We start from the raw sequence: 23,035 nt of genomic DNA, 5'->3' as shown, positions 1-23,035 counted from the left end.
GCTTAACGTCCTGAATCTAATTCAGGGCGTTTTATGTTTTGTCCTATGTTTGTTATAATGAAAATATAAATAAAATATTCGTATGTTTAAATGTAAATGTAAGTGCAATGATCTATCCTGGGGGTTTTTGTATGCAGCCTGTACCGTTGCGTATGTTGGTTTAGTTTCCTTGTTGATGAGCCGAGGTGAAGAATTGTTTGGTAATGGTAATGAAGGTGGCTATTTAACATTTGTTGCAGTCTTATTGTTGCTTGTGCTGTCAGTAGCGACTGTCGGAAGTTTATTGTTTGGGAAGCCCGTATATTTGTTGCTAAAGAAGGATTGGTCGCAAGCAGTAAAGCAGTTAGCCTACAATCTGGGCTGGTTATTGATACTGACTGTGATTGTTTTCTTGTTTTTGCTTTAATTTTTTGAAAATAAAACAGGCTATGAAGGCAAAGATACGCATCTTCGCCTTCATAGCCTGTTTTTTATTATAACTATAATTCAGCTTGGTATAGTTTACCGCCAACAGTTAAATATAGAGTTTTGCCTTCGATAATAAAGTCAGAAATGTTTTGATCTAGTAGGTCAAATAAGTATTGAGCTACAAATGCACCTTCCTTGTTAATTACCACAATACGTTTACTGTTACTTTCCAAGATGTAAATACGGTCCAAGTCAAGTGAAGTGTACAATTTTGTGATACCGTTAAGACTAGGTTCAATGGTCGTTAGGTTAAAGTCTTGCTTGCTTCCTGTGAAGAATTTATAAATTTGTCCTTGCTCTGTGGCAATATAGATATTACCATCAATTGTCAGGCTGGTAGCTTTAGTTAAAACAGCATCACCTTTGTCTTTTATCCAGTTTGTACTTGTGCCAAAGTCATCGCCATTAGCTTTCCATTTGATGATTTGTTCTTTGGCTTTGTCTAATACGTAGATATTTTTACTGTAAAGTTGAACAGCTGTAATATTTGTACTTTCTCCCCAGTCAATAGATAAGGTGTTGTAGTCATTAGATTCGGAATTAAATCTGATTAATTTGTTTTGGTTTGTAATAAAGTACAGATTGTCATCTTCCTGCAAGCTCAAATTAAAGTCTCCAGCTGTACTGGTGCTCAGGGACGTGGTTTGTTTGTTGTCCAAATTGACTGAGTATAAATTGTTATTATGGTTATTTGTGTAAAGTGATTGCCCAATCTTTTTTAGGCTTGCTAGTTGTACTGGTTGATCGTCTTTTTTTATTTCTGTAATTAATTGTGGTGTAAGTGTAGTAATGTGTAGTAATTTATTTTTAATATTTTCAGTTTGGCGTGTTAGTTCAGTGTGATTAGCTTTTTGTACAGTTGAGGCTTGGGGTAGGTACTGAATTATTTGCTCAGCCTGTTTTATTAACTCCAAGCTTTTGCTTTCATTTTTATAGATTAAATTAACTTGGGCATTGTTAATAAAGTTTTTTGCTTTTTGTATTTCAGTTGTATAAGCAGCTTGATCAGCTTTGACTTGTTTATTGTGATTCATCCAAAAGATGCCAGATATAAATATTACTATCAATACAATAATAGAAATTAAAAGAGCTTTGTTGAATTTTGGTAAACTGAATAATTTTTTTCCAGCGCGAGCAGTTAGGGAACCTGTTTTTTCGGTTTTTGGTTTTCTTTTTCCAGTAAATATATTTACAATAGATTTTCCGATTTTAGTAATAGAGCTGCCAAATATTTTTATTACATTAAGTATGTACTTTAGAATACCAAATTTCATTTTCTTTTCATTTTTTGGAGAGTGGAGTGTTTTCTTGCTTTTTTTACTCTTGACCCAGCCAATTACTTTGCCCAACGTGCCCCAGATGTTTAAAGCAACATTGGGTGATAAATATTTTTCAGTAATGTCCTTGGTGTCAATTAGTTTGTTAATTGATCGTTGGGAGATTGGTTGATCAGATATGCTGCGTTTTTCTTCCATTTTTATGAATAGTGAGCAGTAGGTGAGGTGGGAGTTGTTTTTTACATTGTTGATTAGGTTCTTGAAATAATCAATTGCTGTTGATAAGTCATTGCTGGAAAGGATTTTGTTTACTTTGTGGGCAGGGATATAGTTGCTGAAAATTTCTGAGCATAGGTATAGTGCATTGTGGTGAAAAATCTTTCCATTGATTGTTGATGAAAAAATCTTTAGCTTGTCAGACTGTTCCTCTTTGATTCGAGGTGTATTGTCAACTATGTTTAAAACCTTGTAATTGTTTTGTTTGGTTTTGTGTAATAAATAGACTTGAATCAACCCTTGATGTGCAAACACAAAATCAATTTCTTTTTTGACTTGATTTGGCTTTGCTACAGCGATAACATAATGAAGATTTTCCAGTACTAGATTTATATGACCGATTTGTATCATTTCTACTAGCGCAGCATTAGTCTTTTGTAGTGCGTGTTCGAAAACTGTTTCTAGATTGAGTTTATGTGGCTCGGGTGATGAATTGATTTGATTGTAATAATGCTCTTTGAGATTGTTGATTATGGTTTGAACAATTTTTTCACTTTCATCAATGTTTGTTGCCCTGATTTCAATAATACCCATTAAATAGCCACCGTTTTTTTCTTTGCCTTCTGGATAAATAATAAAATCTTCACATAAGTATGTGTTTTTTTCGTGCTTTGAAGGGATATACAGTTCCTCGATGGTAATATCGTGATTTGGTTCCATGGGAAAAATTAGATTTAACGTTAATAGATAGTTGTGATTTTAGCCCTTATTAATTTGACGTTTTAACAACATATATATTATACTATACTTGCAAAGAAATAATCAACTATTTGAGCCACAAAAGGGGGATAATGGCAAGATGGTAATAAAATATGTTTGAACAATTATTTGGTTCAAAGACGCGCGTGAAGTTGATAAAGGTTTTTCTGGATAATCCAGAAAAGAAATTTTTTGTTCGGGAACTAACACGTTTAACTGATTCTTTGATTAATTCTATTCGGAGAGAGCTTGATAATCTCGTAAATTTGAAGATAATTCAGGCTGAGGAAGCTGTTGATAATTCAGAAAATGAAAAGCCTCTAAAAAAAGGTTTGAATGTAAAAAAGTTTTATTCCTTGAACACCAAGAATCTATTTTTGCAAGATTTAACTAATTTGTTTAACAAGGGTAAGATACTCCTGGAAAAGAAATTAGTAGAAAAGATCAAGCGATTGGGTGATATTCATTATATGGCTTTTGGGGGATTGTTTGTTGACAAGGATAAGGATGAAACAGACGTTGTTATTATCGGAGACTTTGACATAGTGAAAGCAAAAGAGAGTTTTAGGAAATTTGAAAAAGAATTAGGCAAGGAGATTCGTTATACTTTATTGACATTAGCAGAGTATAATTTAAGGAAAGACATTGCAGATAATTTTTTAGAGAGTATAATGGATAATGATGGTCATATCGTTATTATTAATAATTTGGCCAAGAAAAAGATTGATTCTCAATACACTGAAATAATCAGTTAATAATTAGCCAAGAACCATGCTTAAATATATGAAAAGTCAAGTGATTTTTGTTTTAGTCCTTTGCGGGGGGCTTTTTTTATTTGTCCAAACTTCTTTGGCAAGCGATTTGCCGGACTTAATGGTTTACGATCAAGACTTGAAGCTAGAAAAGACGTTGGACATCATGCCTAATGATTTTTCAGGTAGCTTGCGGTTTCAAACTATTGATTTACAGGGATCTGGTAATAAGCAGTTGGCAGTTGCTTTGGGTAATCAAGATCAGCCAACAATTCAGATTTTTGATTTTGAGGGCAACTTGCAAAATCAATGGCAACCATATGCCCCAGGTTTTACAGGTGAAATTTCATTAGCTGTAGCAGATCTGGATGGAGATGGGCGTGAAGAGATCATTGCTGGCCCTGGCGCGGGCGGTGGGCCACAAATACGAATATTCAACGGCCAGGGCCAGCCACTATATACATTTGGTTTCTGGGCTCATAACAAGGATTATCGCGGTGGAGTGGAAGTGACGGCTGGTGATGTGGATGGCGATTCACAAAAAGAAATTATTGTTAGCGTGATAGAAGGTTCTCGTGGTTGGATCAAATTTTTTACTAGGTTTGGTGAGGAGATTGGTCAGCCGATTGAAATTGAATTGGAAAATAATTTTGAGCCAGTAAAAATTGAAGCTGTTGATTTGGGGAGTGACGGCATTGAAGAAGTAATTGTCGGTTTAGGGTCTGGTAATTCTCCTAAGGTTAAAATTTTTCGTCGAGACGGTTCGATGATCAAAGAGTTTTTTGCTTATCATCCTGGCTTTGGTGGAGGTGTTAATTTTTCAGTTGCCAAAACTTTGGAGCGAAACATAATTGTAACTGGAGCTGGCTACAGTGGTGGTCCTCATGTTCGTTTCTTTGATTCATTTGGCGAATTGATAGACAAGCCATCTTTTTTTGCCTACGACGAGGATTTTCGCGGGGGAGTAAACGTTGACTATTCTGACATTAATAATGATGATCAATTAGAATTGATAACCATGCCACAACAACTTGGAGATGGTGGAAAGGGGTTTTTACATAAATATATTGATATTGATATTTCAGAACAAAAACTAAAATATTATCAAAATGGAAAATTAGTTGACCAATATATAATTTCCAGTGGATTGAAGTCTATGCCCACGCCTCTCGGCGAATTTAAAATTTTTCAAAAATCACCACGAGCCTATTCTGCAACATATGGTTTATATATGCCTTGGTGGATGTCGTTTAAACCCCGCTATGGGTTACACGAGTTGCCAGAATGGCCGAATGGTTATAAAGAAGGTGAAGATCATTTAGGGAAGGCAGTTTCGCATGGTTGCGTTCGACTTGGTGTTGGTCCAGCAGAAGCACTTTACAAGTGGGCACCGATTAGCACGCCAGTGATTATACATGAATAAATTAGTTAAAAGTTCAAAGGTAAAAAGGAAAAGTAATTATTGAAGAATATACTTTGACCCTTAAACAAGAACGTTTTTCTATGAAAAACTTAGAGCAACTACAACAAAACGCACTCCACGCTAGCTTCACCGAAGTTCAGCAGGCGCATTTTGATAAACTGATGTCGGAATTAGAAGTGATCTCAGGTGGCTTAGGCTTCGCTGAATTAAAAGAGAAGGCTGAGGCTGGTGACAAAGAAGCACTTCAAGTGATGAGGGATTACATCGTCAAAAAAGAGCAAATTGTGGTTTTTATTGAAACTAAAGAAACACCTGTTTCTTATAATGATATACCATTTAGAAATAAAGAGTTACAGCGTGGTGACGAGGTGATTGTTTTACGGTATTATAATCCCGGTATCCCCGCTGGATCAAAAGGAGTAATTGCTTCAATAAGTCGATATGACGATGGCACCGTATATTATTCTGTTGATTTTGGGGATAAGCGCCACGTGGTTAGGCCTCATATAGTGGCAGAGATTGTTAATGAACAAAGTGGTAAGTTGGATTTGAATAAATACGGAGGGTTTTTTACGGGTCAAAAGTTAAAAATAAAAAGTCCGTTGCCGGAAGCTCAGGGTATACCACTTAATATTGAGCAAATTGATTCAATTTTAGTTGTGGGGTTTTGGCATGTATTTAATGGATTAAAAATAAGTTTGGATATTTTGTATAAAGATGGTAGCTCAGCATCCTCTGTTTTATATTCACCAAAAGATTTAGAAAAATTATATGAGAAAGTTTAATTATGTTAAATCTCCCGCAAACGGGATCCCGCTATGCGGGACGAGAACAATAACGAGTAAAATATCTAATACACAGTATCCAATATTTAATAAAGAATATCAAACATGAAAAGTATAGAACAACTAACTGAAAACGCACTCAAAGCTAGCTTTACCGAAGTTCAGCAAGAGCATTTTGATAGGTTAATGTCTGAATTGGAAGTGGTTTCAGGTGGCTTGGGTTTTGATGAGCTTAAAGAAAAAGCTGAAACCGGTGACAAAGAAGCGTTGCAGGTGCTTCGAGATTACATTGCGAAGAAAGAGCAGATTGTGGAGTTTATTGAAAAGAAAAAGGACCCTGAGCATTTTGAAAAATATGATGAAGAAATTCATGTTGGGGATCAAGTGGTAGTACGTTATCATTCTTCGTTCCCAATTGTTGCAGAGGTGCTTAGGATTGAAAGAGCCAGAAGTGGTAATATAATTTTAGTAAGGCGCCAGTATGGTTCTAATGAGAGGGTTTTACAAAGTGATGTTATCAAGTTAGTTGGCACAACAACTCAAGCTGAAGGTGGTACAAGTTTAGAATTGATTGCTCGAAATGCTATGAGTGGTTTAGAAAGAGGGAAAAAATATAAATGTAAAGATAAGCAAATGTTAGGCTCCAAGGAAGTAACGGTTTTGGAGTTTGGTTGGACTGATAACAGTCATCAAGTTAATGTGAAGTATTTGTATCGTGATCATGAGGGAGAAAAAAGGTTCCCTTGTTTATCAATACCCGAGTTTAAACTATTATATGAGGATGTATGATTAACCCAGAACAACAGTTACAAGAAAGGGCATTAAAAGTTAACTTCACTGAAGTTCAGCAGGAGCATTTTGATAGGTTAATGTCTGAGTTAGAACAAATTTCAGGTGGCTTGGGTTTTACTGAGCTGAAAGTAAAAGCAGAAGCCGGTGATAAAGATGCACTTCAAGTGCTGCGTGATTATGTTGCTAAGAAAGAACAGATAGTTGAGTTTATTGAAACGAAAGAGATTGAAATCGACTATGATACTATTCCATTACGGGATAAAGAACTTAGAGTAGGTGACTTAGTGGCAGTGGACTTTTTTGGTGATGGAGCCAAGCAGGGAGAGTACGTTGGAGAAAGGTCTGATACTTCTACTGAAACTGGTGAATCATATTTGTATTTAGATGTTAAATTAAAGAATGGTAAGGTGGTTTCTACCACAAATGAGCATGTTGCAAGAATTATTGATAAAGCGACTGGCGAATTGGACTTAAATAAATATGAGGGAATTTACATTGGCCAAAAATTGGAATTTCGTGCTTCCTCACCGTCAATTAAGGATTTGCCAGCAGGAATAGGCCTTGAGGATATTGAATCTGTTGAAGTAATCTGTTTTGACTATAAGTTTGGTAGATATAATGTAACTATTGAGTTTGATTTGGGAAGCGGGCTATACAGGACTATGATTCATACCCCGAAATCATTAAAAAAAAGATTTTTAACTTTAATTATGAAATAAATCTGAACAATATAATCCGAATCTACCACGAAGTGGTCCCTTTGGGGCGAATTTTAATTAGATTTTTACAAATTCCTACTAGAAAAAGGAAAACTAAAACTTGGTCAAACGATCAAAAGAATTAAACACAAAGGAAGCTGAGATAAGGGTAGCTTACGAAAACGTAGAAGAATATGCTGATTTATCAAATGGAATAGCAGGATTTAAAGAGAGTTTTACGTTGGTTGAGAAAGAATAGCTAGGCACGTAGCACGTAACACGTAACACATAACGAGTAACATCTGACACATAATACACATTAAATATGATAAATCCAGAAAAACAATTACAAGAAAACGCACTTAAAGCTAACTTCACCGAATTTCAGCAGCAACATTTTGATAGATTAATGTCTGAACTGGAAAGGATTTCGGGAGGTTTGGGTTTTGCTGAGCTCAAAGCAAAGGCTGAGGCAGGTGATAAAGAAACACTGCAAGTGATGAGGAATTATATCGCCAAGAAAGAGCGGATCGTAGAGTTTATTGAAACTAAGAAAATACCATTTGCTAACAAGGAGCTGGTTGATCCAGGTTTGATTGAATCTTTTGTAGATGACCTAGAGGCCTTAAGTGTTAAGTTGGATAAATGGAACAGCTATGCTGAAATGAATGGTAAGTTGTATGGCCGTATTTGTATAGACGATGTCTGGCTACCGATAATCAAAGGAGAAATTATCAGAGAGTTGGTTGATGCTGACGGCAATAAATATTCAGTAAAAAGTGTTTATGACATGAGCTTTCAGAATGGGAAGATTCTGGCTCATTTCAATTTAGAATCTGGGAAGACTATTGCTGTGATTGATGATTCTGGTAGGATTTTAGAACAGGTCGGTGCATGTGGAGATAATAAATTTGAAGTTGCTGACCCTGTTTATGCTCATCCAGAGGATATCCATTTTGATCAAACAACTGGAAGTTTTGGTTTTTCCATGAATGATAAATATATTGATCCGAAAACGCAAGAATGGAGAGCAAAAAGAATTCCAGTTTATGTGGAAAATGGTAAGATGACAGAAGTTGACCAAGTGGATGGCCACCCTCTTAATTATATTAAGGAATTAGAATTTATTAATGGTGAGTTAAATGGTTATATTACCACGAAAGGTTTTACTGAACAAAGGAAACACACTCCGGTCATAGACGGAAAGGACATAGTTGAGTTTAAGGGCAACGAAATAATTGATTGTCGTTATGTTAAAAATATCGATAATAAACTTTGTGCAAGACTATCAATAGTATCCAAAGGTGTTGTCGTGGTCAACCGTGGTGAAGAAGTACAACTTGATGATTTGCCAGATGATAATCCAGTTTCACATGATGTTGATTATATTGAATATACGGAAAACTCTATAAACGGTAGAGCAAAAGTTTCATATAAACGACCTGGGCAAATGGCTGGGTATGTACTAGAATATCCAATAGTTGAAGGGCGAGTAATCCGCGAGATTGACGGGCATAAGATTAAGCAAACAGAATCTGTGGAGGTTATTGAAGGTAAACTGAATTGTAGCGCCAGATTTGAGGATCTCCCTGGTGATTATTACCCAGTTATTAATGGAGAAATTATAACTGAAATTGAAGGAAGGAAAATAAAAAACTGTAGGAACGTTCATAATGTTGGAGGTAAAGTATGTGGAAGATTTTTCTTTGAAGGTGATGTTGAAGGTGTTGTGGTAATGGGGAAAATTATTAATTATTATGATTAATCCAGAACAGCTATTAGTAGACCAAGGTCTTCTTGTTGGTTTTGTTGATTGGCAACTCACCACTTATTACTCATCACTAATTATTTATGTACTTACTAATCTCAACTGAAAGCAATGCTCGATTTTCTTTGGCCATTGGCGAAGATAAAATTGAGAAAATAAAAACTGTTGAAAACCCGTATAAACAGTCCGAGTTGTTGTTGAAAACAATCGATAGATTGTTTGAGGGGCAAGGGTTAAGGAGCAAAGGGCAAGGAAGGGTTAAGGGGCAAGGAGCAAAAATTAAAGAACAACTAAAGGGCATTATCGTCGTTCAGGGGCCGGGACAGTTTTCAGCTTTGCGAATTGGAATTGTTACGGCCAATACTTTGGCTCACAGTTTGAATATTCCGATTGTTGGAGTTCAGTTGAAAAAATCGTGGTTGGACTTGCCTGAAAAGGAAAAGTTGGAAAAAGTTTGGGCAGAAGCACGAAAGCCTGCCTCGCCTGACGGCGGTCAAGGCGGGCAAGAAAGCAAAAAAACAAGAAAACAATTAGTAATACCTGTTTACGGTAAGGAGCCGAATATTACGTAGAAAAAAAACAGCCGTAGGGATACGTCGAGACTTGTACCTACGGCTGTTTTTTTATTTAATTTAGAGAAATAGTTATCCACAGCGCAATAATTTATTTAGGAAAGGTCTAGATTGTTTAATTTTACACAAGAAGTTATCCACAAGAAAAGTGTTGCTCAATGGTATTTGGTGGGGTATAATGACTGCAGAGTGAAGAAAAGTGGGGAATTGTGGAATTACTTTCACAACTCTTTTCTTCATTTTTGTTTAAACGTTCAATTATGTTCATCGGTGAATACAATTATTCAGTTGATTCCAAAGGCAGACTAGCAATCCCTGCCAAATTTCGAGCTGCATTAAAGTCAGGGGCAGTCGTTACACGGGGATTAGATAACTGTCTTTTTGTGTATACCAAAACTGAATGGACAGTTCTTGCCCAAAAATTAGCAACCCTTCCAATTAGCCAGGCGAATAGCCGGGCTTTTTCTCGGCTTATGTTAGCTGGCGCTATGGACGTTAAATTAGATTCTCAAGGCCGAATTATGTTGCCAGATTATCTGCGTCAGTATTCAAGTGTAAAAAAGAAGGTTGTTATTACCGGTCTTTATAATCGTTTGGAAATTTGGGATGAAGGTAAATGGAATACATACAAAAATCAGACAGAGAAGGATAGCAATGATATTGCTGAACAATTAGGTGAGTTAGGTGTTTAAATAAAATAAAAATAAATAGTATGGCTAAGCAATTATTAAAAATTTTAGAACTAATCTTTATTTGGTAATAGATCCAAAAAATGTGATGACAGTACATAAACCGGTCCTCATGAAAGAGGTCATTGAGGCGTTAAATCCTCATAAAAATCAAAATTTTGTTGACTGTACCATTGGAGGTGGAGGGCACGCAGAGGCGATCTTGTCTCTAACTGGACCAAACGGGAAAGTCCTAGGCTTAGACTGGGACAAGCAGGCAATTACTAGAACCAGAGAACGATTAGCAAAATATGCCAGCCGATTGGTTTTAGTAAATGAATCTTATATAGAAATAAAACAAGCAGTGTATGATAAAAAATTTAATAAAATTGACGGGATCCTTTTTGATCTTGGCCTTTCTTCAGATCAATTGCAAGATTCAGGACGTGGATTTTCTTTTCAGGTTAATGAACCGCTAGACATGCGTTATGATGCAGAAAGTAATCCTTTAACAGCCGAGCACATTGTCAATACGTATCCGTTAGATAAGTTAACTAATATTTTCAGGGAAAATGCTGAGGAAGAATCAGCTAGGAAAATTGCCACAGCTATTTGTGAAACCAGAAAACAAGATAGACTTAAAACAACTTTGGAGTTGGTCGGTCTAATCGTTAGAACTTTACCACGTAAAAAATCAAGAATTCATCCAGCAACAAAAGTTTTTCAGGCTTTGCGAATGGAGGTTAATAATGAATTAGCCAATATTCGCATGGTATTGAAAGATATTACACAGTTGTTGGAGCCAGGGGCCAGAGTGGCAGTAATCGCTTTTCATTCAATTGAAGACCGTATTATAAAAGAGTTTTTTCGTCATGAAGCAACGCAGTGTCATTGTCCAAAAGAGATTCCAGTCTGTCGTTGTGAACATAGATCTCAGTACAAAATAATAACCAAAAAACCAATCGTTCCATCAGAAGAAGAAATTATTCAGAACTTTCGTTGTCGAAGTGCTAAACTCAGAGTTGCTGAAAAGATCTAATTATTCCCTTTAATTATTTCTATGACTAAATATTCACAATCATTAAAGCCAAAAAGAAGTAGCCACTTGCACCGTCGTTTGGCTAAATTGACTAAGCCAGTATTTTTGGTGATGGTAGGTCTTTTGTTTGTTGGTTCGATTGTTGTGTATTTAGTTGAGGTCAATTACATTGCTGCTAAGGGTTTTCAAGTTCGTGATATTGAAAAACAAATTACTGCATTACAGGAATCTAATGAAAAATTACAACTGCAAGCTATTGAGATGAGATCCATGACAGATTTGTCCGAAAAAGTTAGCCAATTAAATATGGTTCCAATTGATTGTATAACCTATTATGATTCTGCTGGTCAGTTGGTGGCCCAAAGATAAAAATATAAAAGTATAAAAATAACAGCTCGAGGGTTGTTATTTTATAATTACTTAACACTTAACACTTAACATATCCGCCTTTAGGTTAGGTGGATTTTTTATTCATCCCCTTTTCGTCATTCCGGATTTAATCCGGAATCCCCTGAAATTTACTAGATCCCGGATCAGTGTCCGGGATGACAAGGATCGGGGGTATTCTTGACAAACTGTTTAAATTAAGGTAGGCTTAATTATTAAATAGTTCTTTGTATAATAGGAGGTTCAGATGAAGATATCAACCTTGGTTAAGAGGAAGATTGAAAAATATCAGCCCCAAGGTAGCCTGGATCAAACTGCAAAAATCTTCCTGGCTTTGAGTGGAGTACAGCATCCAGAAGTAAAGGTACATCTGGAGCGCGTGGCATTACTTAGCGAAGCTGTGGCCCTGAAGCTTCACAAGGATGGAAAAGCGGCATTTTTCGCTGGCTTACTGCACGACATTGGCAAGATTGTCTTGCCTTATTACCTTTTTGACGGACGCAATATTACTGCCGAGGAGTATGCTGAAGTAAAAAGACATGCTGTCGCAGGAGTAGAAGCACTGAAAGATTTTCATGAATTTACTGCGCTTTGCGCTGGTTTGCATCACGCAGTTTACAAGGCTGGCTATGGTCTGACAGTTGAGGATTTTCCAAAGCATTGGAATCCTGCCACTATTAAGAAGGTATTGAACATTTCCACGATCATTTCTATTTGTGACTTTGTGGACGCATATTCTCATCGAGATACAAAGATCAAAGATGGATCTGACGAGGCTGGCCCGACTCTTCGTGAAATGCTTTTGGGAAAGTATCCGGAAGATAGGCTCTTGATTGATGCAGCTCTCGAAGAAAATAAAAAAAAGCAGTATAGCGAGTAATTCGATCTTACGAAATGCTTTGACCCCGTAAATTGCGGGGTCTTTTTTTGTATTGACAAACTGTTGGAATTAAGGTAGGATTAATTATTGAATTGTTCTTTAATTTAATGGGAGGTAATTATGTCTGAAAAATGGTTTTTGGTTACCAGGCAGAAGTATATTCTGAAAGACGGAAAAATTGAGGAACGGACTTTTTCTACATCTTTCGGTGCAATTGGTGCTGAAAAAGTTGATGCGATTTTCAAAAAGCATGGGTTAGGAAAAGAGTCTTTGATTTCTGACCCTCTAACTGATGAGCCGCTCTATTTGCCTGAAGGAACTAAAGTCGAAGAAGTGGATGGGAAATTGGTAATCACACTAGGTTGTGATGTGACAATGAAGGATGGCTCAGCTATTTACGGATACAAAATCACTGAAGTTGATGGCCCTGAAGAGGACTGATTTACAGGAGAATAATGGAATATTTGATTGGTGAGTTTAATATTCACCCGGATAGCAATCCACAACAACCTATTTTTGATGAGAACGAAAATGTTCTTGGTGTAGTTGATTTTGAGGGTTGCACAGATCCCAACCAAGCAGCAGTTCTCTTCGGTCTAGGGAAATTAGATTTTTCTGAAGTTAAAGCAGTTTGGTTCCGTGGTCAGTTTGAATCCTATTGGTACAAGGAAGATGACCTAGGTGAAGTTTTGAGAAAACTCAGTAATGGTGAAATTGTCAAAGGCTTTCGCTTGCGACAGGTTGAGAAATTGGAAGATGCTGGTCAGTTGAACTGATCAGAAAAAATTCTTTTTGTTGAACTCGAGGAGAAATCTGATGGCGAATGAAGTTTTTCTTGTGGAATTTTTTGAAGTTATTCCGGACAAACCTAACTCAACGCCGATTTTTTGTCATGATGCCAGGCAAAAGATGGGTTATGTGGATGCTGAGTCTGTGGAACAGGCAGCAGAGAAAATCGGTTTGAGGAAATACGAATTCAAAGGTTTAGTAGGAGTTCCTGGAAAAGCAACCCTTCATCACAATTTGGTCAGTTATTGGTACCCGTTTGTTCTTGAAGAAGAAATGGTTATTCGAATGCTTGATCATGGTGAGAAGCTCAGAGCCTATGTTGTAACTGAACTGAAGCAACTGGTGATTCCAGTTATTTAGCAAGTGAAAAATAAAGCTCTGCATCTTATGCGGAGCTTTTTTAGTCTTGAAAAAGGTTTAATTTTGTAGTATAATCGTTTAGAACAATATGTTTAATCTAAAAACAACTAAAGGTAAGGCTCGCCGAGGTGAGTTAACTACACGCAAGGGTAAAATCCAAACCCCTTGTTTTATGCCGATTGCTACCAAGGGTGCGATTAAAACTTTGAGTTATCAGGAGGTTGAGAAGCTAGGTCCAGATGTTATTCTGGGTAATACTTATCATCTAATGCTCCGACCTGGGTCAGAGGAAATCAAGAAGCTGGGTGGTTTACATAAATTTATGAATTGGGGAAAACCGATCTTGACAGATTCTGGTGGTTTTCAGGTTTTTTCTTTGTCCAAGATTAGTAAGATCACCCCAGATGGAGTTGAATTCAATTCACATCTAGATGGTAAAAAGTTTTTCATGACACCTGAAGAATCAATCAAAATCCAAATTAACATTGGTTCAGATATTATGATGGTACTAGATGAATGTGTGAAATTGCCAGCTGAGCGTGATTACTTGGAAAGATCAGTTGAATTAACTACAGCTTGGGCTAAGCGGTGTAAAGCTTTTTTAAATAATCACCTAATTAACCAATTAACCAAGCAACCTCTATTATTCGGGATAGTTCAGGGTGGCTTGGAACCTGATTTGCGAGAAAAGAGTGCAAAGGATTTGATTAAAATTGGGTTTGATGGTTATGCAGTTGGTGGATTGGCAGTAGGAGAGTCTGAGCAAGAAATGTATTCAGCTCTAGAAATGACCTGCCCACACCTGCCTGAGGACAAACCACGTTACTTAATGGGAGTTGGCTATCCACATCAGATTGTGGAGGCAGTCAAGCGTGGAATTGATATGTTTGATTGCGTGATTCCAACTCGGGAAGCGCGACATGGACGTTTATACAAGTTTCAATCTTCAAGTGATAAGAATCAAGTAGATAATATTTTAGAGGCAGGAAAAGAGTTTTATTCAACAATAAATATAAAGAACGAGAAATTTAAGTTCGATCAAAGTCCAATCAACGCTGAGTCTCAGTTTGCAGAGTTAAGAAATTATTCCAAGGCATATTTACGGCATATGTTTAATACTGATGAGCCATTAGCGCAGAGGTTGGCAACGTTAAATAACCTTGAGTTTTATTTAAGCTTGATGGAAAAGATTCGTTCGGAATTATAAAAGTATAGAAATATAAAAACCCTCCTTTCTGTTGCCCTGAACTGTGTTCAGAATTTAGAAAGGAGGGTTTTTAAGTTAGCCTTGACAGAGCACTACAAAAGAGTTAATATGGAATATACAATTAGTTCATTTAAAGATTGGAGGTCTTAAATGTTGACTCCCACTTATATGTTTTTGGCAGTTGTTCTTGTTCTGCTAATTTTGTTGATTGTGTTCAGGCGAAACGTTAGTGAGTGGTTGAAGTCCGGACAAAAAAATCATGATCAAAAAGCTGAATGTCAGCGAATGGCCGAAATTATTCACAGTTTGAGCCAAAAGGATCCCAAGTGGAAGAGATTATGGCCGACAGCAGGCCGACTTCATCTTTATATTAACACCAAAGTTCCTGAGAAGGATAGATCTAGTAACGCGAATGTTCGTGACCAGGTAGCTAAAAGATATGGGTTGACACTTGAAACTACCAAGAGCATGCTCCGGTATTATCGAGGAATATATCTCAAAGAAGCTCATCGATTGTATGAGTTCGAAAAAAGGAAACAAGCTGCCAGGGAAAGAAAGGGCAAAGGAAAGAAAAGTAAATGACAACACTCAACTGTGAGTTGTCTAAAATTACACGTGACTACTTTAGTCACGTTTTTTGTTTAGTTGGAAATTATTTGCTAAAATCTACTGTTTTGATATACTAGAACGAGCAAGACTAGCTAGACTAGCCTGCTTTCTGGCAGGCGGGCGAGACCCTAAACTATAACTCGCAAAGCTCGTTAAGTTCAGGGAAAGCAAGTAAAACAAGTTAACATAACTTGTCTTGCTAGTTTTACTTGTTTAGCTTGTTTTACTATTAATAATATGAATGATGAAAAATGGGAAGATGCGATGCTCAAAATTAAGGAAAATTTTCAGTTGGAGGAAGAATTGACTGAGGATCATCCTGAAATTGAGAGTGGCATTATCGAAACCGTGGTCTTTGATTCACCTATGGGAAGAATTAAATTAATACGGACAACTACTCCTAAAGTATTGGATAAAAAAACTTTTTATTCTAGTCGATCTGGTAGTGATATGTCCGTGAAATATGATTATTCAGCCACTGAGTTTGTAAACAATTTAGAAATTTTCAAATGGAATGGTTCACAAGACGCTTGGCAAGAAGCTTCATTAGAATTTTAAATTTGAACAGATATTGAACAGATATTGCGCAAATATTAAACAAATATTATAACAAAATGGAAAGTAAGTATATTCCAATTGAAGATGTTTTTGTTTATAAAATATCCCTAGAGTTGTGCGATTTGGGTTGGCAGCTGTATGAGTTTTTAAGTTGGCAAGACAGAAAAATACTTGGCGATCAATTTATTCGCTCAGTTGATTCTAACGCTGCAAATATTGTTGAAGGTTATGGTCGTTTTCACTATCTTGATCGAATTAAATTTTATTATAATGCAAGGGCATCATTAATGGAGTCAAAACATTGGTGTGATCTAATGTATAAGAGAGAAAAAATTACTCAGGAAAAGTATAAATTATTTGTGGAGAGAGCACAACAAGTCCATTACCAGTTAAATAAATGGATTAAAACAACTTATTCTTCTAGAGATTCTTAAGAGAATGTTTAATTAATGTGAATACAATATTCGTGTAATATTAGTGTAATATTCGCGTAATATTCGAAACTTGTTTATATGCAGCGAACAATGAAAATAGGAGGGATGATTTTAATGTGTGTGGTCGTCTTGGTTAGTGTAACTGCTTGTACTCCAAGTCCAGAAAAGGTTTTGAAAAAAATGGTTTTGGCGATGTCTGGTGTGCAATCATATAATACTGAAATCAGTATCGGAGTACATGGCCAGTTTCCACAGTTGGAAAATCTTGGGTCTACAAATGCGGCATTAGTGCCGGGCGCGTTGATAGTTAAACTTAATGGGCCGATTGATGTGCGCAAGGACTTGGCTTATGATTTGGCGGGCGATATTAAATATCGGTTGGATGAATCAGAACTATCTTTCAGTGGAGTAATCCGTTACTTATCGGAAACTTTATACTTTTCATTGTCAGAGGTACCTAATTTGCAAATTGCTGATTTATCTAAGTTGAAAGGGAATTGGTACAAGTTTGATTTTAGTTCTCTTGGTTTTGGACAAGATTTATCAAGTAAACAAAAAAAGATTGATGAAAAGAAAAATAAAGAATTGCGTAAATTGATCAAGAATACAGATTTTTTTGATGTTGTTACCAATAATGGTATCAAGGATCTTGATGGCAAGGAAGTATATAACTTTCAAACTAATTTGAATCAAAAGGATCTAAAAATGTTTTTACAAAAAGCTACAGAGATCATGGAGGATCGTAATTTAACAGCTCAGGAAAAAACTGATTTAGATGAATCAGTTCAGGCTCTATCTAGTGTAACTGGTAATCTATGGATTGGTGTGGATGATTATCTAATATACAAAGCAGAGCTAGGGTGGTTGACCGAAACTGAAGAGCGTGGTTCCATGAAATATGATATCTCATTAAGTTTTTCAGATTATGATCAGGAATTTGAAATCAAGGAACCTGCTAATGTCCGTGATTTCAACATGGCAGAAGTATTTATGCCCGGTATGGATTTGGATTTGATGGGATTGGACAGTGAAGATGGTGCTACACTTGATTTCGAAGAGCAACTCAAGCAAATTGAAGGTGTTGATCCTGCTGAATTGGAAAAACAGCTAGAAGATTTAAAAAAACAACTTGAAGAAATAAATAATTAATAATAAAAACTCAAATTTTAAAATTCGAGTTTTGCCATTCATATGTATTATATTATTGGAGTTATCATTTTTCTTATTGTGATTAGTTTGCGGCAGATCAATGCATTCCAAAGAGGTGTGATGTTTACTATGGGACGATTTACAGGAGTAAAAAATGCTGGCTGGAGAATTGTGTTGCCAGTCTTTCAACAGATGACCAAAGTGGATATGCGAACAAAAGCCGTTGACGTTCCTGATCAAAAAGCAATTACCAAGGATAACATCTCAGTTGGTGTTAATGCCGTTATTTATTACAAAATAACAGATGCCGGTAAGGCAATTTTGGAAGTGGAAAATTTCTATTATGCTGTTTCTCAATTAGCTCAAACAACGATGAGAAATATTGTTGGTGAGGTTGAGTTGGATGAATTATTGAGTCAGCGCGATAAGATTTCTGAGAAAATTAAAGTTATTGTTGATAAAGCTACCGATCCATGGGGAGTAAAAGTTGAAAATGTGGAACTAAAGGATGTGTCTTTACCAGAAAACATGGAACGAACCATTGCCAAGCAAGCTGAAGCGGAAAGAGAAAAAAGAGCAGTTATTATCAAGGCCGAAGGTGAAGTTCAGGCGTCAGCAAATATGGCTCAGGCTGCAAAAATGTTAGCTGGTTCAACGGGAGCTCTTCATTTGAGGACTTTGCAATCACTCAATGACTTAAGTTCAGATCAGTCAAATACAGTAGTCTTTGCTTTGCCAATTGAAATTTTAAGAGCTTTTGAAGGATTTACAGGTAAAATGAAGAAAGAATCAGGCGAGTAAATCAATATATTAAGATAAAAAAACACCCCAGTCCAATTTTTTACGGGTGTTTTTTTATTGAATAATTTTTGCTATAATAGAGTTGCAGATCAGGAGTCTGTTTATTTTTGATTTTATGGCTATTTTAGAAAAGAAAAAGAAAAAGGTTAGAATATACTCAGGTAGTTATGTTGAACAGAACCGTAATAAACGGGATTTTAGAATTGGCGTTTTGATGGTTTTCTTTGTAGTGTTTAGTTTAATAATAGTTTTTCGTTTGTTCAAATTACAAATTATTGATCATAAATATTATATTGCTTTAGCGTCTGGTCAACATGAGATTTTTAAACATTTATATCCATCACGTGGTAGTATTTTAGTAAAAGATAAACAGGGCGAAGTGGTGCGCGATGACCAAAGTTTTTATCCAGTTGCCACAAACAAAACCATGTATTTATTATATGCTATTCCAAAAGATATACAGGATCCTGAGGCTGCGTTGCAGGTATTAAAAGAAACTTTCAATATTGAAATAGAGACGTTTCAAGAAACGTCTCTTGACTCTGAATCAAATGATTCAACGATTGAAGATGAAGATAATCCAGAGGATGATTCTGGAAAATTAAATACAACAGCAGATTCAGTTGCCTTGGATAAAGCAGAGCTTGAAGAATTAAACAAGCAATTAGTTGAAAATTGGAAAATGAAATTAAATAAAAAAGATGATCCTTACGAACCTCTAAAACATTTGGTTTCTGAGCAGGAAATTAATGCATTAGAAGCCTACGGGTTAGAGGGATTTCATTGGACTGCAGAAATGACTAGGTTCTATCCGGAAAAAAATATTAGTTCCAGCTTGCTGGGTTTTGTCGGGAAGCAAGCCGAAGATAATATGCTAAAAGGTTATTACGGAATTGAGGGTTGTTATAATAGTCAATTAGCTGGCGAGTCTGGATTTCTACGAAGTGAATTGGATACTTTTGGGCGATGGATTGCTGTGGCTGGCAAGGATTTTCGAAAAGCAGACAATGGAAGTGATTTAATCTTAACAATTGATAAATCAGTGCAATATTATGTTTGCGACCAGCTTAATAAGGCAGTTGAACAATATGATGCGATTGGTGGTAGTGTAGTTGTTATGGACCCACAAACAGGTGAAGTAATGGCAATGTGTAATAATCCTGATTTTGATCCTAATGAATACAACAAGGTTGAAGATATTAATGTTTTTAATAATCCAATTTTATCAGAAAGTTATGAGCCGGGGTCTGTGTTTAAACCAATAACCATGGCCGCAGCTCTAAACTCTGGGCAGGTAGATCCTTTTACGGGTTATCAGGACAATGGCGAGTTGCATATTTCCGGGCATGTAATTAAAAATTCAGATTTAAAGGCTAACGGTTGGCAAACAATGACGCAGGTTTTGGAAAAATCATTAAACACGGGTGCAGTTTTTGCGGCTCGAAAAGTTGGTTTGGAACAATTTAAATATTATGTGCAGGAGTTTGGTTTTGGTAAGCAAACTGATATTGATTTATGTCAGGAGCATAGTGGTAATCTAAAATCTCTGGATAGTAAAAATGATATTTATTTAGCCACTGCTTCGTTTGGTCAAGGAATTACAGTTACTCCGATGCAGTTAGTACACGCTTTTGCTGCAATTGCTAATGATGGTAAGCTTGTTAAACCGTATATTGTTGAACAGATAGTAAATCAACAAGGTGAGGTTGTTCAGAAAACAACTCCGCAAGTTGTTAGTCAGGTAATTTCTCCACAAACAGCAAAGTTACTTGGTGGCATGCTAGTTTCGGTTGTAAAGAATGGACATGCTACAAAAGCAGGTGTGCCAGGTTATTTAGTTGCTGGTAAAACTGGAACTGCTCAAGTGCCAGACTTTGAAAAAGGTGGTTATAGCGACAAGACTATTCACACTTTTGTAGGGTTTGCGCCGTATAATAATCCGCGTTTTGCGATGGTAGTTAAACTTGAGCAACCAACCGCTGTCCAATTTTCATCTGATTCCGCCGCGCCACTATTTGGTAAAATTGCTAAATTTATATTAAACTATTATGAGGTACCGCCTGAGGTTAAATAATACGAATATATTCTTATGCGAATGCCGCGAATATTCGAATGCTACGAATTAGCACAAAGTGTTTTATTCGCATATTAGCATCATTCGCATCTAAGTTTATTCGTATTACATGATTAACCCAGAACAACAACTACAAGAAAACGCACTCAAAGCTAACTTCACCGAAGTTCAGCAGGCACATTTTGATAGACTAATGTCTGAGTTGGAAGTGATTTCAGATGGACTTGGTTTTGTTGAGATTAAAGCAAAAGCTGAGGCAGGAAGTAAAGAAGCACTTCAGGTTTTGCGTGATTATATCGCCAAAAAAGAGCAGATCGTTATATTTATTGAGACCAAAAAAATATTCGGGGAAAAGGAAATAAATTGGGAGGGTTTTAAAGAATTGAAGGATTATGGAACAGCCGGCTCTAATGCGCGGACTTTTAAGATACCAAGTTCAGAAATGCTCGTAGTAACTCATGATTCAGAAAGCGAGCTTACTACATTTAGTGTAATTCAACCAGAGGATAATGAATTATATGAAATTACAGAAACAGACATGACTTTTGTCAAAGATATAATTCCAATTGGGCCACAAGAGTACTTTTCAATAATGGACGATCTTACATTATACTATTCAAGCTGGTCAAAGAAAAGTTATAGCTCTCGTTGGTTGGGTAAAGATTGGGATGATCCGCTGAAACAGTTGAGACATCGTAAAGGTGTTAGTATAAGTCAGGATTGCTTGGTACTTTTTGGTAATAAGATGAACGAGGTTTCTAGGCTCAATATTGCTGATTTCTCTGGTAAGGAATCAGTTGTAACCGAGGGCTTAGAAATTGCAGATGTTACAGATGCAGGTCGCTTAAACGACAGTCAAGTTGTTTTTAGTGACTTGCTTCATCAGGGAGATGTTGTTTGTGTTGATAAAAGTAATCCAAAAGAAAAGAAATGGTATAGTTCTATTTCGGATGATGGAATTAAAGCTTCTGATGTTAAGGAATTAATTCAAATGGTTGATAGACTGGCTTGTGTTAATGAAGAGCATGTTGTAGCAATGGTAAGTTGGAGTTTTTTGGATGATATAAAAATAAATGGCATAGAGGAACATTTTGGGTTGGTATTGCTTGATGCGCAAACTGGTAAGGAGGTTAATCGGATAGTTTATGACGTTTCCAACAAATTTATAGACATTTTAGTAGCTCCAACTGGTGAAGTTTTGACCTTGTCTAAAGATGGGGTAGTAGAGATTTTTTTTATCATTGAGAATAAGCTTGTTAAAACAAGTAAATGTGTCAAGGTTGGTGACGGAGCTTCAACGCTTTCAGTTATGAATGATGGTAAACTAGTTGTTACATATAAAAATGGGAACACGAAGATTTTTGGTGAAAAATAAATATGATTAACCCAGAACAACAACATAATAAATACCTAATACACAATACTTAATACTTAATACTTAATACTTAATACTTAATACTTAATATTCTAATATGAAATCATTTGAACAAATTAATGAAAAAGCGCTCGAAGCTGACTTCACTGAACGTCAGCAGGTACATTTCGATAAACTAATGTCTGAGTTGGAAGTTATTTCAGGTGGTTTAGGTTTTGCTGAATTGAAAGTAGAAGCTGAGGCGGGAAGTAAAGAAGCACTTCAGATGATGCGAGAGTACATTACCAAAAAAGAAGAGATTGTTGAGTTTATTGAAACAAGGGAATTTGAGTACAAATTAAGGGAGAAGCCGTTGAAAGTCGGTGATGTGGTAATCTGTTTAAGTAGGTCCCAATTTATTATTAGGAAGTCTTTTGGGAAAGCAGTGACTATTGAGGAAATTATAGGTGAGGGAACTGAATTAGAGAGTTATGTAATAAGGACAAAAGCAGGCGCTGAAATAGTTAATGGTGATCAAGTGGCCGCAGTTGACACATCACTAGATATAACCGAGGGAAGTGTAGGATTACTAGATTTAAATGAATATTATGGCGTCAAATGGGGCGATCTTTATAAGAGTCAAGATAACCCAAGACAAGAAGTTGTTATTATTGAGTTTGATGTTCTTACACCAAGGGATCGCCGGAAAAATGATCCAGTGTTACGTGTCGCCTTTGAGGGGGAAGAAACTCAAGGTATCCTCAGACTGCCATTTCAGGAGTTTATAAGAAAATACGAGAGAAAAGAATAATATCGTGAATCGCGTATCGCATATCGCGCTTGACTGCATACCTCACTGGCAGGCAGGTAATCATTAATTGGTAATCAGGAAATACATGGCATGAATTGATTGTTGTGAATAAAAAAAATATTTATAGTGAGTCAGGATCGTCTTCCTCCTTAGGGGGAAGAAAGAGATGGGGGTAAATTAAATTAGATTTTATGAAAATTCCAGAGATGGTACAACTAAATGAGAGATCTTTGCACGCTAACTTCACTGAAGTTCAGCAACGTTATTTTGATAAATTAATGTCTGAGTTGGAAGTGCTTTCAGGTGGCTTAGGCTTTGCTGAACTTAAAGTAAAAGCTGAAGCTGGTGATAAAGAAGCGCTTCAAGTGATGCGCGATTATATTGCGAAGAAAGAACAAATTGTGG

The 23,035-nt window shown here is 36.3% G+C and carries 27 protein-coding genes; 26 read left to right on the top strand and 1 reads right to left on the bottom strand.

Annotated features, from left to right (window positions below):
- Nucleotides 1–82: 82 nt before the first annotated feature.
- The gene (locus tag HN643_00135) at nt 83–406 is read left to right on the top strand and encodes a hypothetical protein (protein MBT7500064.1); all 324 of its coding nucleotides are present in this window, start codon (nt 83–85) and stop codon (nt 404–406) included.
- Between the two features lie 73 nt (nt 407–479).
- On the opposite strand, the gene HN643_00130 is transcribed toward HN643_00135, so the two are convergent.
- The gene (locus HN643_00130; protein ID MBT7500063.1) at nt 480–2,681 is read right to left on the bottom strand and encodes a hypothetical protein; all 2,202 of its coding nucleotides are present in this window, start codon (nt 2,679–2,681) and stop codon (nt 480–482) included.
- 152 nt (nt 2,682–2,833) lie between these two features.
- On the opposite strand from HN643_00130, the gene HN643_00125 reads away from it, so the two are divergent.
- The 25 genes from HN643_00125 to HN643_00005 form a co-directional block, all read left to right on the top strand.
- Nucleotides 2,834–3,475 carry a hypothetical protein gene (locus HN643_00125; GenBank protein MBT7500062.1) on the top strand — a complete coding sequence of 214 codons (642 nt, stop codon included), beginning with the start codon at nt 2,834–2,836 and terminating at the stop codon, nt 3,473–3,475.
- A gap of 28 nt (nt 3,476–3,503) precedes the next feature.
- A complete protein-coding gene (locus tag HN643_00120) occupies nt 3,504–4,895 on the top strand; it encodes a L,D-transpeptidase (protein ID MBT7500061.1) in 1,392 nt (463 codons plus the stop codon).
- Nucleotides 4,896–4,975: 80 nt separating this feature from the next.
- On the top strand, nt 4,976–5,680 hold the full coding sequence (locus tag HN643_00115) for a hypothetical protein (GenBank protein ID MBT7500060.1): 705 nt from the start codon (nt 4,976–4,978) through the stop codon (nt 5,678–5,680).
- 105 nt (nt 5,681–5,785) lie between these two features.
- Entirely contained in the window at nt 5,786–6,469 is a 684-nt protein-coding gene (locus tag HN643_00110) for a hypothetical protein (GenBank protein ID MBT7500059.1), read from the top strand.
- On the top strand, nt 6,466–7,191 hold the full coding sequence (locus HN643_00105) for a hypothetical protein (protein MBT7500058.1): 726 nt from the start codon (nt 6,466–6,468) through the stop codon (nt 7,189–7,191). Before HN643_00110 ends, HN643_00105 begins: the two co-directional genes overlap by 4 nt.
- A 100-nt stretch (nt 7,192–7,291) precedes the next feature.
- Entirely contained in the window at nt 7,292–7,429 is a 138-nt protein-coding gene (locus HN643_00100) for a hypothetical protein (GenBank protein ID MBT7500057.1), read from the top strand.
- 66 nt (nt 7,430–7,495) lie between these two features.
- Nucleotides 7,496–8,935, top strand: a complete 1,440-nt coding sequence (locus tag HN643_00095) for a hypothetical protein (GenBank protein MBT7500056.1) — start codon at nt 7,496–7,498, stop codon at nt 8,933–8,935.
- A gap of 86 nt (nt 8,936–9,021) precedes the next feature.
- Nucleotides 9,022–9,510, top strand: a complete 489-nt coding sequence (locus HN643_00090) for a hypothetical protein (protein ID MBT7500055.1) — start codon at nt 9,022–9,024, stop codon at nt 9,508–9,510.
- A 260-nt stretch (nt 9,511–9,770) separates the two neighbouring features.
- A complete protein-coding gene (gene mraZ / locus HN643_00085) occupies nt 9,771–10,202 on the top strand; it encodes a division/cell wall cluster transcriptional repressor MraZ (protein ID MBT7500054.1) in 432 nt (143 codons plus the stop codon).
- Nucleotides 10,203–10,311: 109 nt separating this feature from the next.
- Nucleotides 10,312–11,217: a 16S rRNA (cytosine(1402)-N(4))-methyltransferase RsmH gene (gene rsmH, locus HN643_00080; protein MBT7500053.1), complete on the top strand. Its 906-nt coding sequence runs from the start codon at nt 10,312–10,314 to the stop codon at nt 11,215–11,217.
- 21 nt (nt 11,218–11,238) lie between these two features.
- On the top strand, nt 11,239–11,586 hold the full coding sequence (locus HN643_00075; GenBank protein MBT7500052.1) for a hypothetical protein: 348 nt from the start codon (nt 11,239–11,241) through the stop codon (nt 11,584–11,586).
- Between the two features lie 265 nt (nt 11,587–11,851).
- Nucleotides 11,852–12,484 (top strand): HD domain-containing protein, encoded by a 633-nt coding sequence (locus tag HN643_00070; GenBank protein ID MBT7500051.1) that lies wholly within the window; start codon nt 11,852–11,854, stop codon nt 12,482–12,484.
- 120 nt (nt 12,485–12,604) lie between these two features.
- Nucleotides 12,605–12,925 carry a hypothetical protein gene (locus HN643_00065; protein MBT7500050.1) on the top strand — a complete coding sequence of 107 codons (321 nt, stop codon included), beginning with the start codon at nt 12,605–12,607 and terminating at the stop codon, nt 12,923–12,925.
- 14 nt (nt 12,926–12,939) lie between these two features.
- On the top strand, nt 12,940–13,260 hold the full coding sequence (locus HN643_00060) for a hypothetical protein (GenBank protein MBT7500049.1): 321 nt from the start codon (nt 12,940–12,942) through the stop codon (nt 13,258–13,260).
- Nucleotides 13,261–13,300: 40 nt separating this feature from the next.
- The gene (locus tag HN643_00055) at nt 13,301–13,633 is read left to right on the top strand and encodes a hypothetical protein (GenBank protein ID MBT7500048.1); all 333 of its coding nucleotides are present in this window, start codon (nt 13,301–13,303) and stop codon (nt 13,631–13,633) included.
- Nucleotides 13,634–13,721: 88 nt separating this feature from the next.
- Complete coding sequence (gene tgt, locus HN643_00050) at nt 13,722–14,840, top strand: tRNA guanosine(34) transglycosylase Tgt (GenBank protein ID MBT7500047.1); 1,119 nt, start codon at nt 13,722–13,724, stop codon at nt 14,838–14,840.
- A 150-nt stretch (nt 14,841–14,990) separates the two neighbouring features.
- On the top strand, nt 14,991–15,422 hold the full coding sequence (locus HN643_00045) for a hypothetical protein (protein ID MBT7500046.1): 432 nt from the start codon (nt 14,991–14,993) through the stop codon (nt 15,420–15,422).
- A gap of 264 nt (nt 15,423–15,686) precedes the next feature.
- Nucleotides 15,687–16,007 carry a hypothetical protein gene (locus HN643_00040; protein ID MBT7500045.1) on the top strand — a complete coding sequence of 107 codons (321 nt, stop codon included), beginning with the start codon at nt 15,687–15,689 and terminating at the stop codon, nt 16,005–16,007.
- 56 nt (nt 16,008–16,063) lie between these two features.
- Nucleotides 16,064–16,441: a four helix bundle protein gene (locus HN643_00035; GenBank protein MBT7500044.1), complete on the top strand. Its 378-nt coding sequence runs from the start codon at nt 16,064–16,066 to the stop codon at nt 16,439–16,441.
- A gap of 78 nt (nt 16,442–16,519) precedes the next feature.
- Nucleotides 16,520–17,590, top strand: a complete 1,071-nt coding sequence (locus HN643_00030) for a hypothetical protein (GenBank protein ID MBT7500043.1) — start codon at nt 16,520–16,522, stop codon at nt 17,588–17,590.
- A 42-nt stretch (nt 17,591–17,632) separates the two neighbouring features.
- Complete coding sequence (locus HN643_00025) at nt 17,633–18,391, top strand: slipin family protein (GenBank protein MBT7500042.1); 759 nt, start codon at nt 17,633–17,635, stop codon at nt 18,389–18,391.
- A 115-nt stretch (nt 18,392–18,506) separates the two neighbouring features.
- A complete protein-coding gene (locus HN643_00020; GenBank protein ID MBT7500041.1) occupies nt 18,507–20,465 on the top strand; it encodes a penicillin-binding protein 2 in 1,959 nt (652 codons plus the stop codon).
- 109 nt (nt 20,466–20,574) lie between these two features.
- Nucleotides 20,575–21,840 carry a hypothetical protein gene (locus HN643_00015; GenBank protein ID MBT7500040.1) on the top strand — a complete coding sequence of 422 codons (1,266 nt, stop codon included), beginning with the start codon at nt 20,575–20,577 and terminating at the stop codon, nt 21,838–21,840.
- A 97-nt stretch (nt 21,841–21,937) separates the two neighbouring features.
- A complete protein-coding gene (locus tag HN643_00010; protein ID MBT7500039.1) occupies nt 21,938–22,630 on the top strand; it encodes a hypothetical protein in 693 nt (230 codons plus the stop codon).
- 191 nt (nt 22,631–22,821) lie between these two features.
- A partial coding sequence (locus HN643_00005; protein ID MBT7500038.1) for a hypothetical protein occupies nt 22,822–23,035 on the top strand: 214 nt, incomplete at its 3' end.

The organism is Candidatus Falkowbacteria bacterium (assembly GCA_018674305.1).
GTDB lineage: Bacteria > Patescibacteriota > Patescibacteriia > UBA11705 > JABHMO01 > JABMRF01.
Note: the sequence above shows the minus strand (reverse complement) of the source record. Positions and strands in the feature narration are given on the sequence as shown.

Excerpts from the sequence above, each read along its gene's own strand:
- HN643_00135 (MBT7500064.1), top strand. The coding sequence starts at position 83 with ATGTTTAAATGTAAATGTAAGTGCAATGATCTATCCTGGGGGTTTTTG.
- HN643_00130 (MBT7500063.1), bottom strand. The coding sequence starts at position 2,681 with ATGGAACCAAATCACGATATTACCATCGAGGAACTGTATATCCCTTCA.
- HN643_00125 (MBT7500062.1), top strand. The coding sequence starts at position 2,834 with ATGTTTGAACAATTATTTGGTTCAAAGACGCGCGTGAAGTTGATAAAG.
- HN643_00120 (MBT7500061.1), top strand. The coding sequence starts at position 3,504 with ATGAAAAGTCAAGTGATTTTTGTTTTAGTCCTTTGCGGGGGGCTTTTT.
- HN643_00115 (MBT7500060.1), top strand. The coding sequence starts at position 4,976 with ATGAAAAACTTAGAGCAACTACAACAAAACGCACTCCACGCTAGCTTC.
- HN643_00110 (MBT7500059.1), top strand. The coding sequence starts at position 5,786 with ATGAAAAGTATAGAACAACTAACTGAAAACGCACTCAAAGCTAGCTTT.
- HN643_00105 (MBT7500058.1), top strand. The coding sequence starts at position 6,466 with ATGATTAACCCAGAACAACAGTTACAAGAAAGGGCATTAAAAGTTAAC.
- HN643_00095 (MBT7500056.1), top strand. The coding sequence starts at position 7,496 with ATGATAAATCCAGAAAAACAATTACAAGAAAACGCACTTAAAGCTAAC.
- HN643_00090 (MBT7500055.1), top strand. The coding sequence starts at position 9,022 with ATGTACTTACTAATCTCAACTGAAAGCAATGCTCGATTTTCTTTGGCC.
- mraZ (MBT7500054.1), top strand. The coding sequence starts at position 9,771 with ATGTTCATCGGTGAATACAATTATTCAGTTGATTCCAAAGGCAGACTA.
- rsmH (MBT7500053.1), top strand. The coding sequence starts at position 10,312 with ATGAAAGAGGTCATTGAGGCGTTAAATCCTCATAAAAATCAAAATTTT.
- HN643_00075 (MBT7500052.1), top strand. The coding sequence starts at position 11,239 with ATGACTAAATATTCACAATCATTAAAGCCAAAAAGAAGTAGCCACTTG.
- HN643_00070 (MBT7500051.1), top strand. The coding sequence starts at position 11,852 with ATGAAGATATCAACCTTGGTTAAGAGGAAGATTGAAAAATATCAGCCC.
- HN643_00065 (MBT7500050.1), top strand. The coding sequence starts at position 12,605 with ATGTCTGAAAAATGGTTTTTGGTTACCAGGCAGAAGTATATTCTGAAA.
- HN643_00060 (MBT7500049.1), top strand. The coding sequence starts at position 12,940 with ATGGAATATTTGATTGGTGAGTTTAATATTCACCCGGATAGCAATCCA.
- HN643_00055 (MBT7500048.1), top strand. The coding sequence starts at position 13,301 with ATGGCGAATGAAGTTTTTCTTGTGGAATTTTTTGAAGTTATTCCGGAC.
- tgt (MBT7500047.1), top strand. The coding sequence starts at position 13,722 with ATGTTTAATCTAAAAACAACTAAAGGTAAGGCTCGCCGAGGTGAGTTA.
- HN643_00045 (MBT7500046.1), top strand. The coding sequence starts at position 14,991 with ATGTTGACTCCCACTTATATGTTTTTGGCAGTTGTTCTTGTTCTGCTA.
- HN643_00040 (MBT7500045.1), top strand. The coding sequence starts at position 15,687 with ATGAATGATGAAAAATGGGAAGATGCGATGCTCAAAATTAAGGAAAAT.
- HN643_00035 (MBT7500044.1), top strand. The coding sequence starts at position 16,064 with ATGGAAAGTAAGTATATTCCAATTGAAGATGTTTTTGTTTATAAAATA.
- HN643_00030 (MBT7500043.1), top strand. The coding sequence starts at position 16,520 with ATGCAGCGAACAATGAAAATAGGAGGGATGATTTTAATGTGTGTGGTC.
- HN643_00025 (MBT7500042.1), top strand. The coding sequence starts at position 17,633 with ATGTATTATATTATTGGAGTTATCATTTTTCTTATTGTGATTAGTTTG.
- HN643_00020 (MBT7500041.1), top strand. The coding sequence starts at position 18,507 with ATGGCTATTTTAGAAAAGAAAAAGAAAAAGGTTAGAATATACTCAGGT.
- HN643_00015 (MBT7500040.1), top strand. The coding sequence starts at position 20,575 with ATGATTAACCCAGAACAACAACTACAAGAAAACGCACTCAAAGCTAAC.
- HN643_00010 (MBT7500039.1), top strand. The coding sequence starts at position 21,938 with ATGAAATCATTTGAACAAATTAATGAAAAAGCGCTCGAAGCTGACTTC.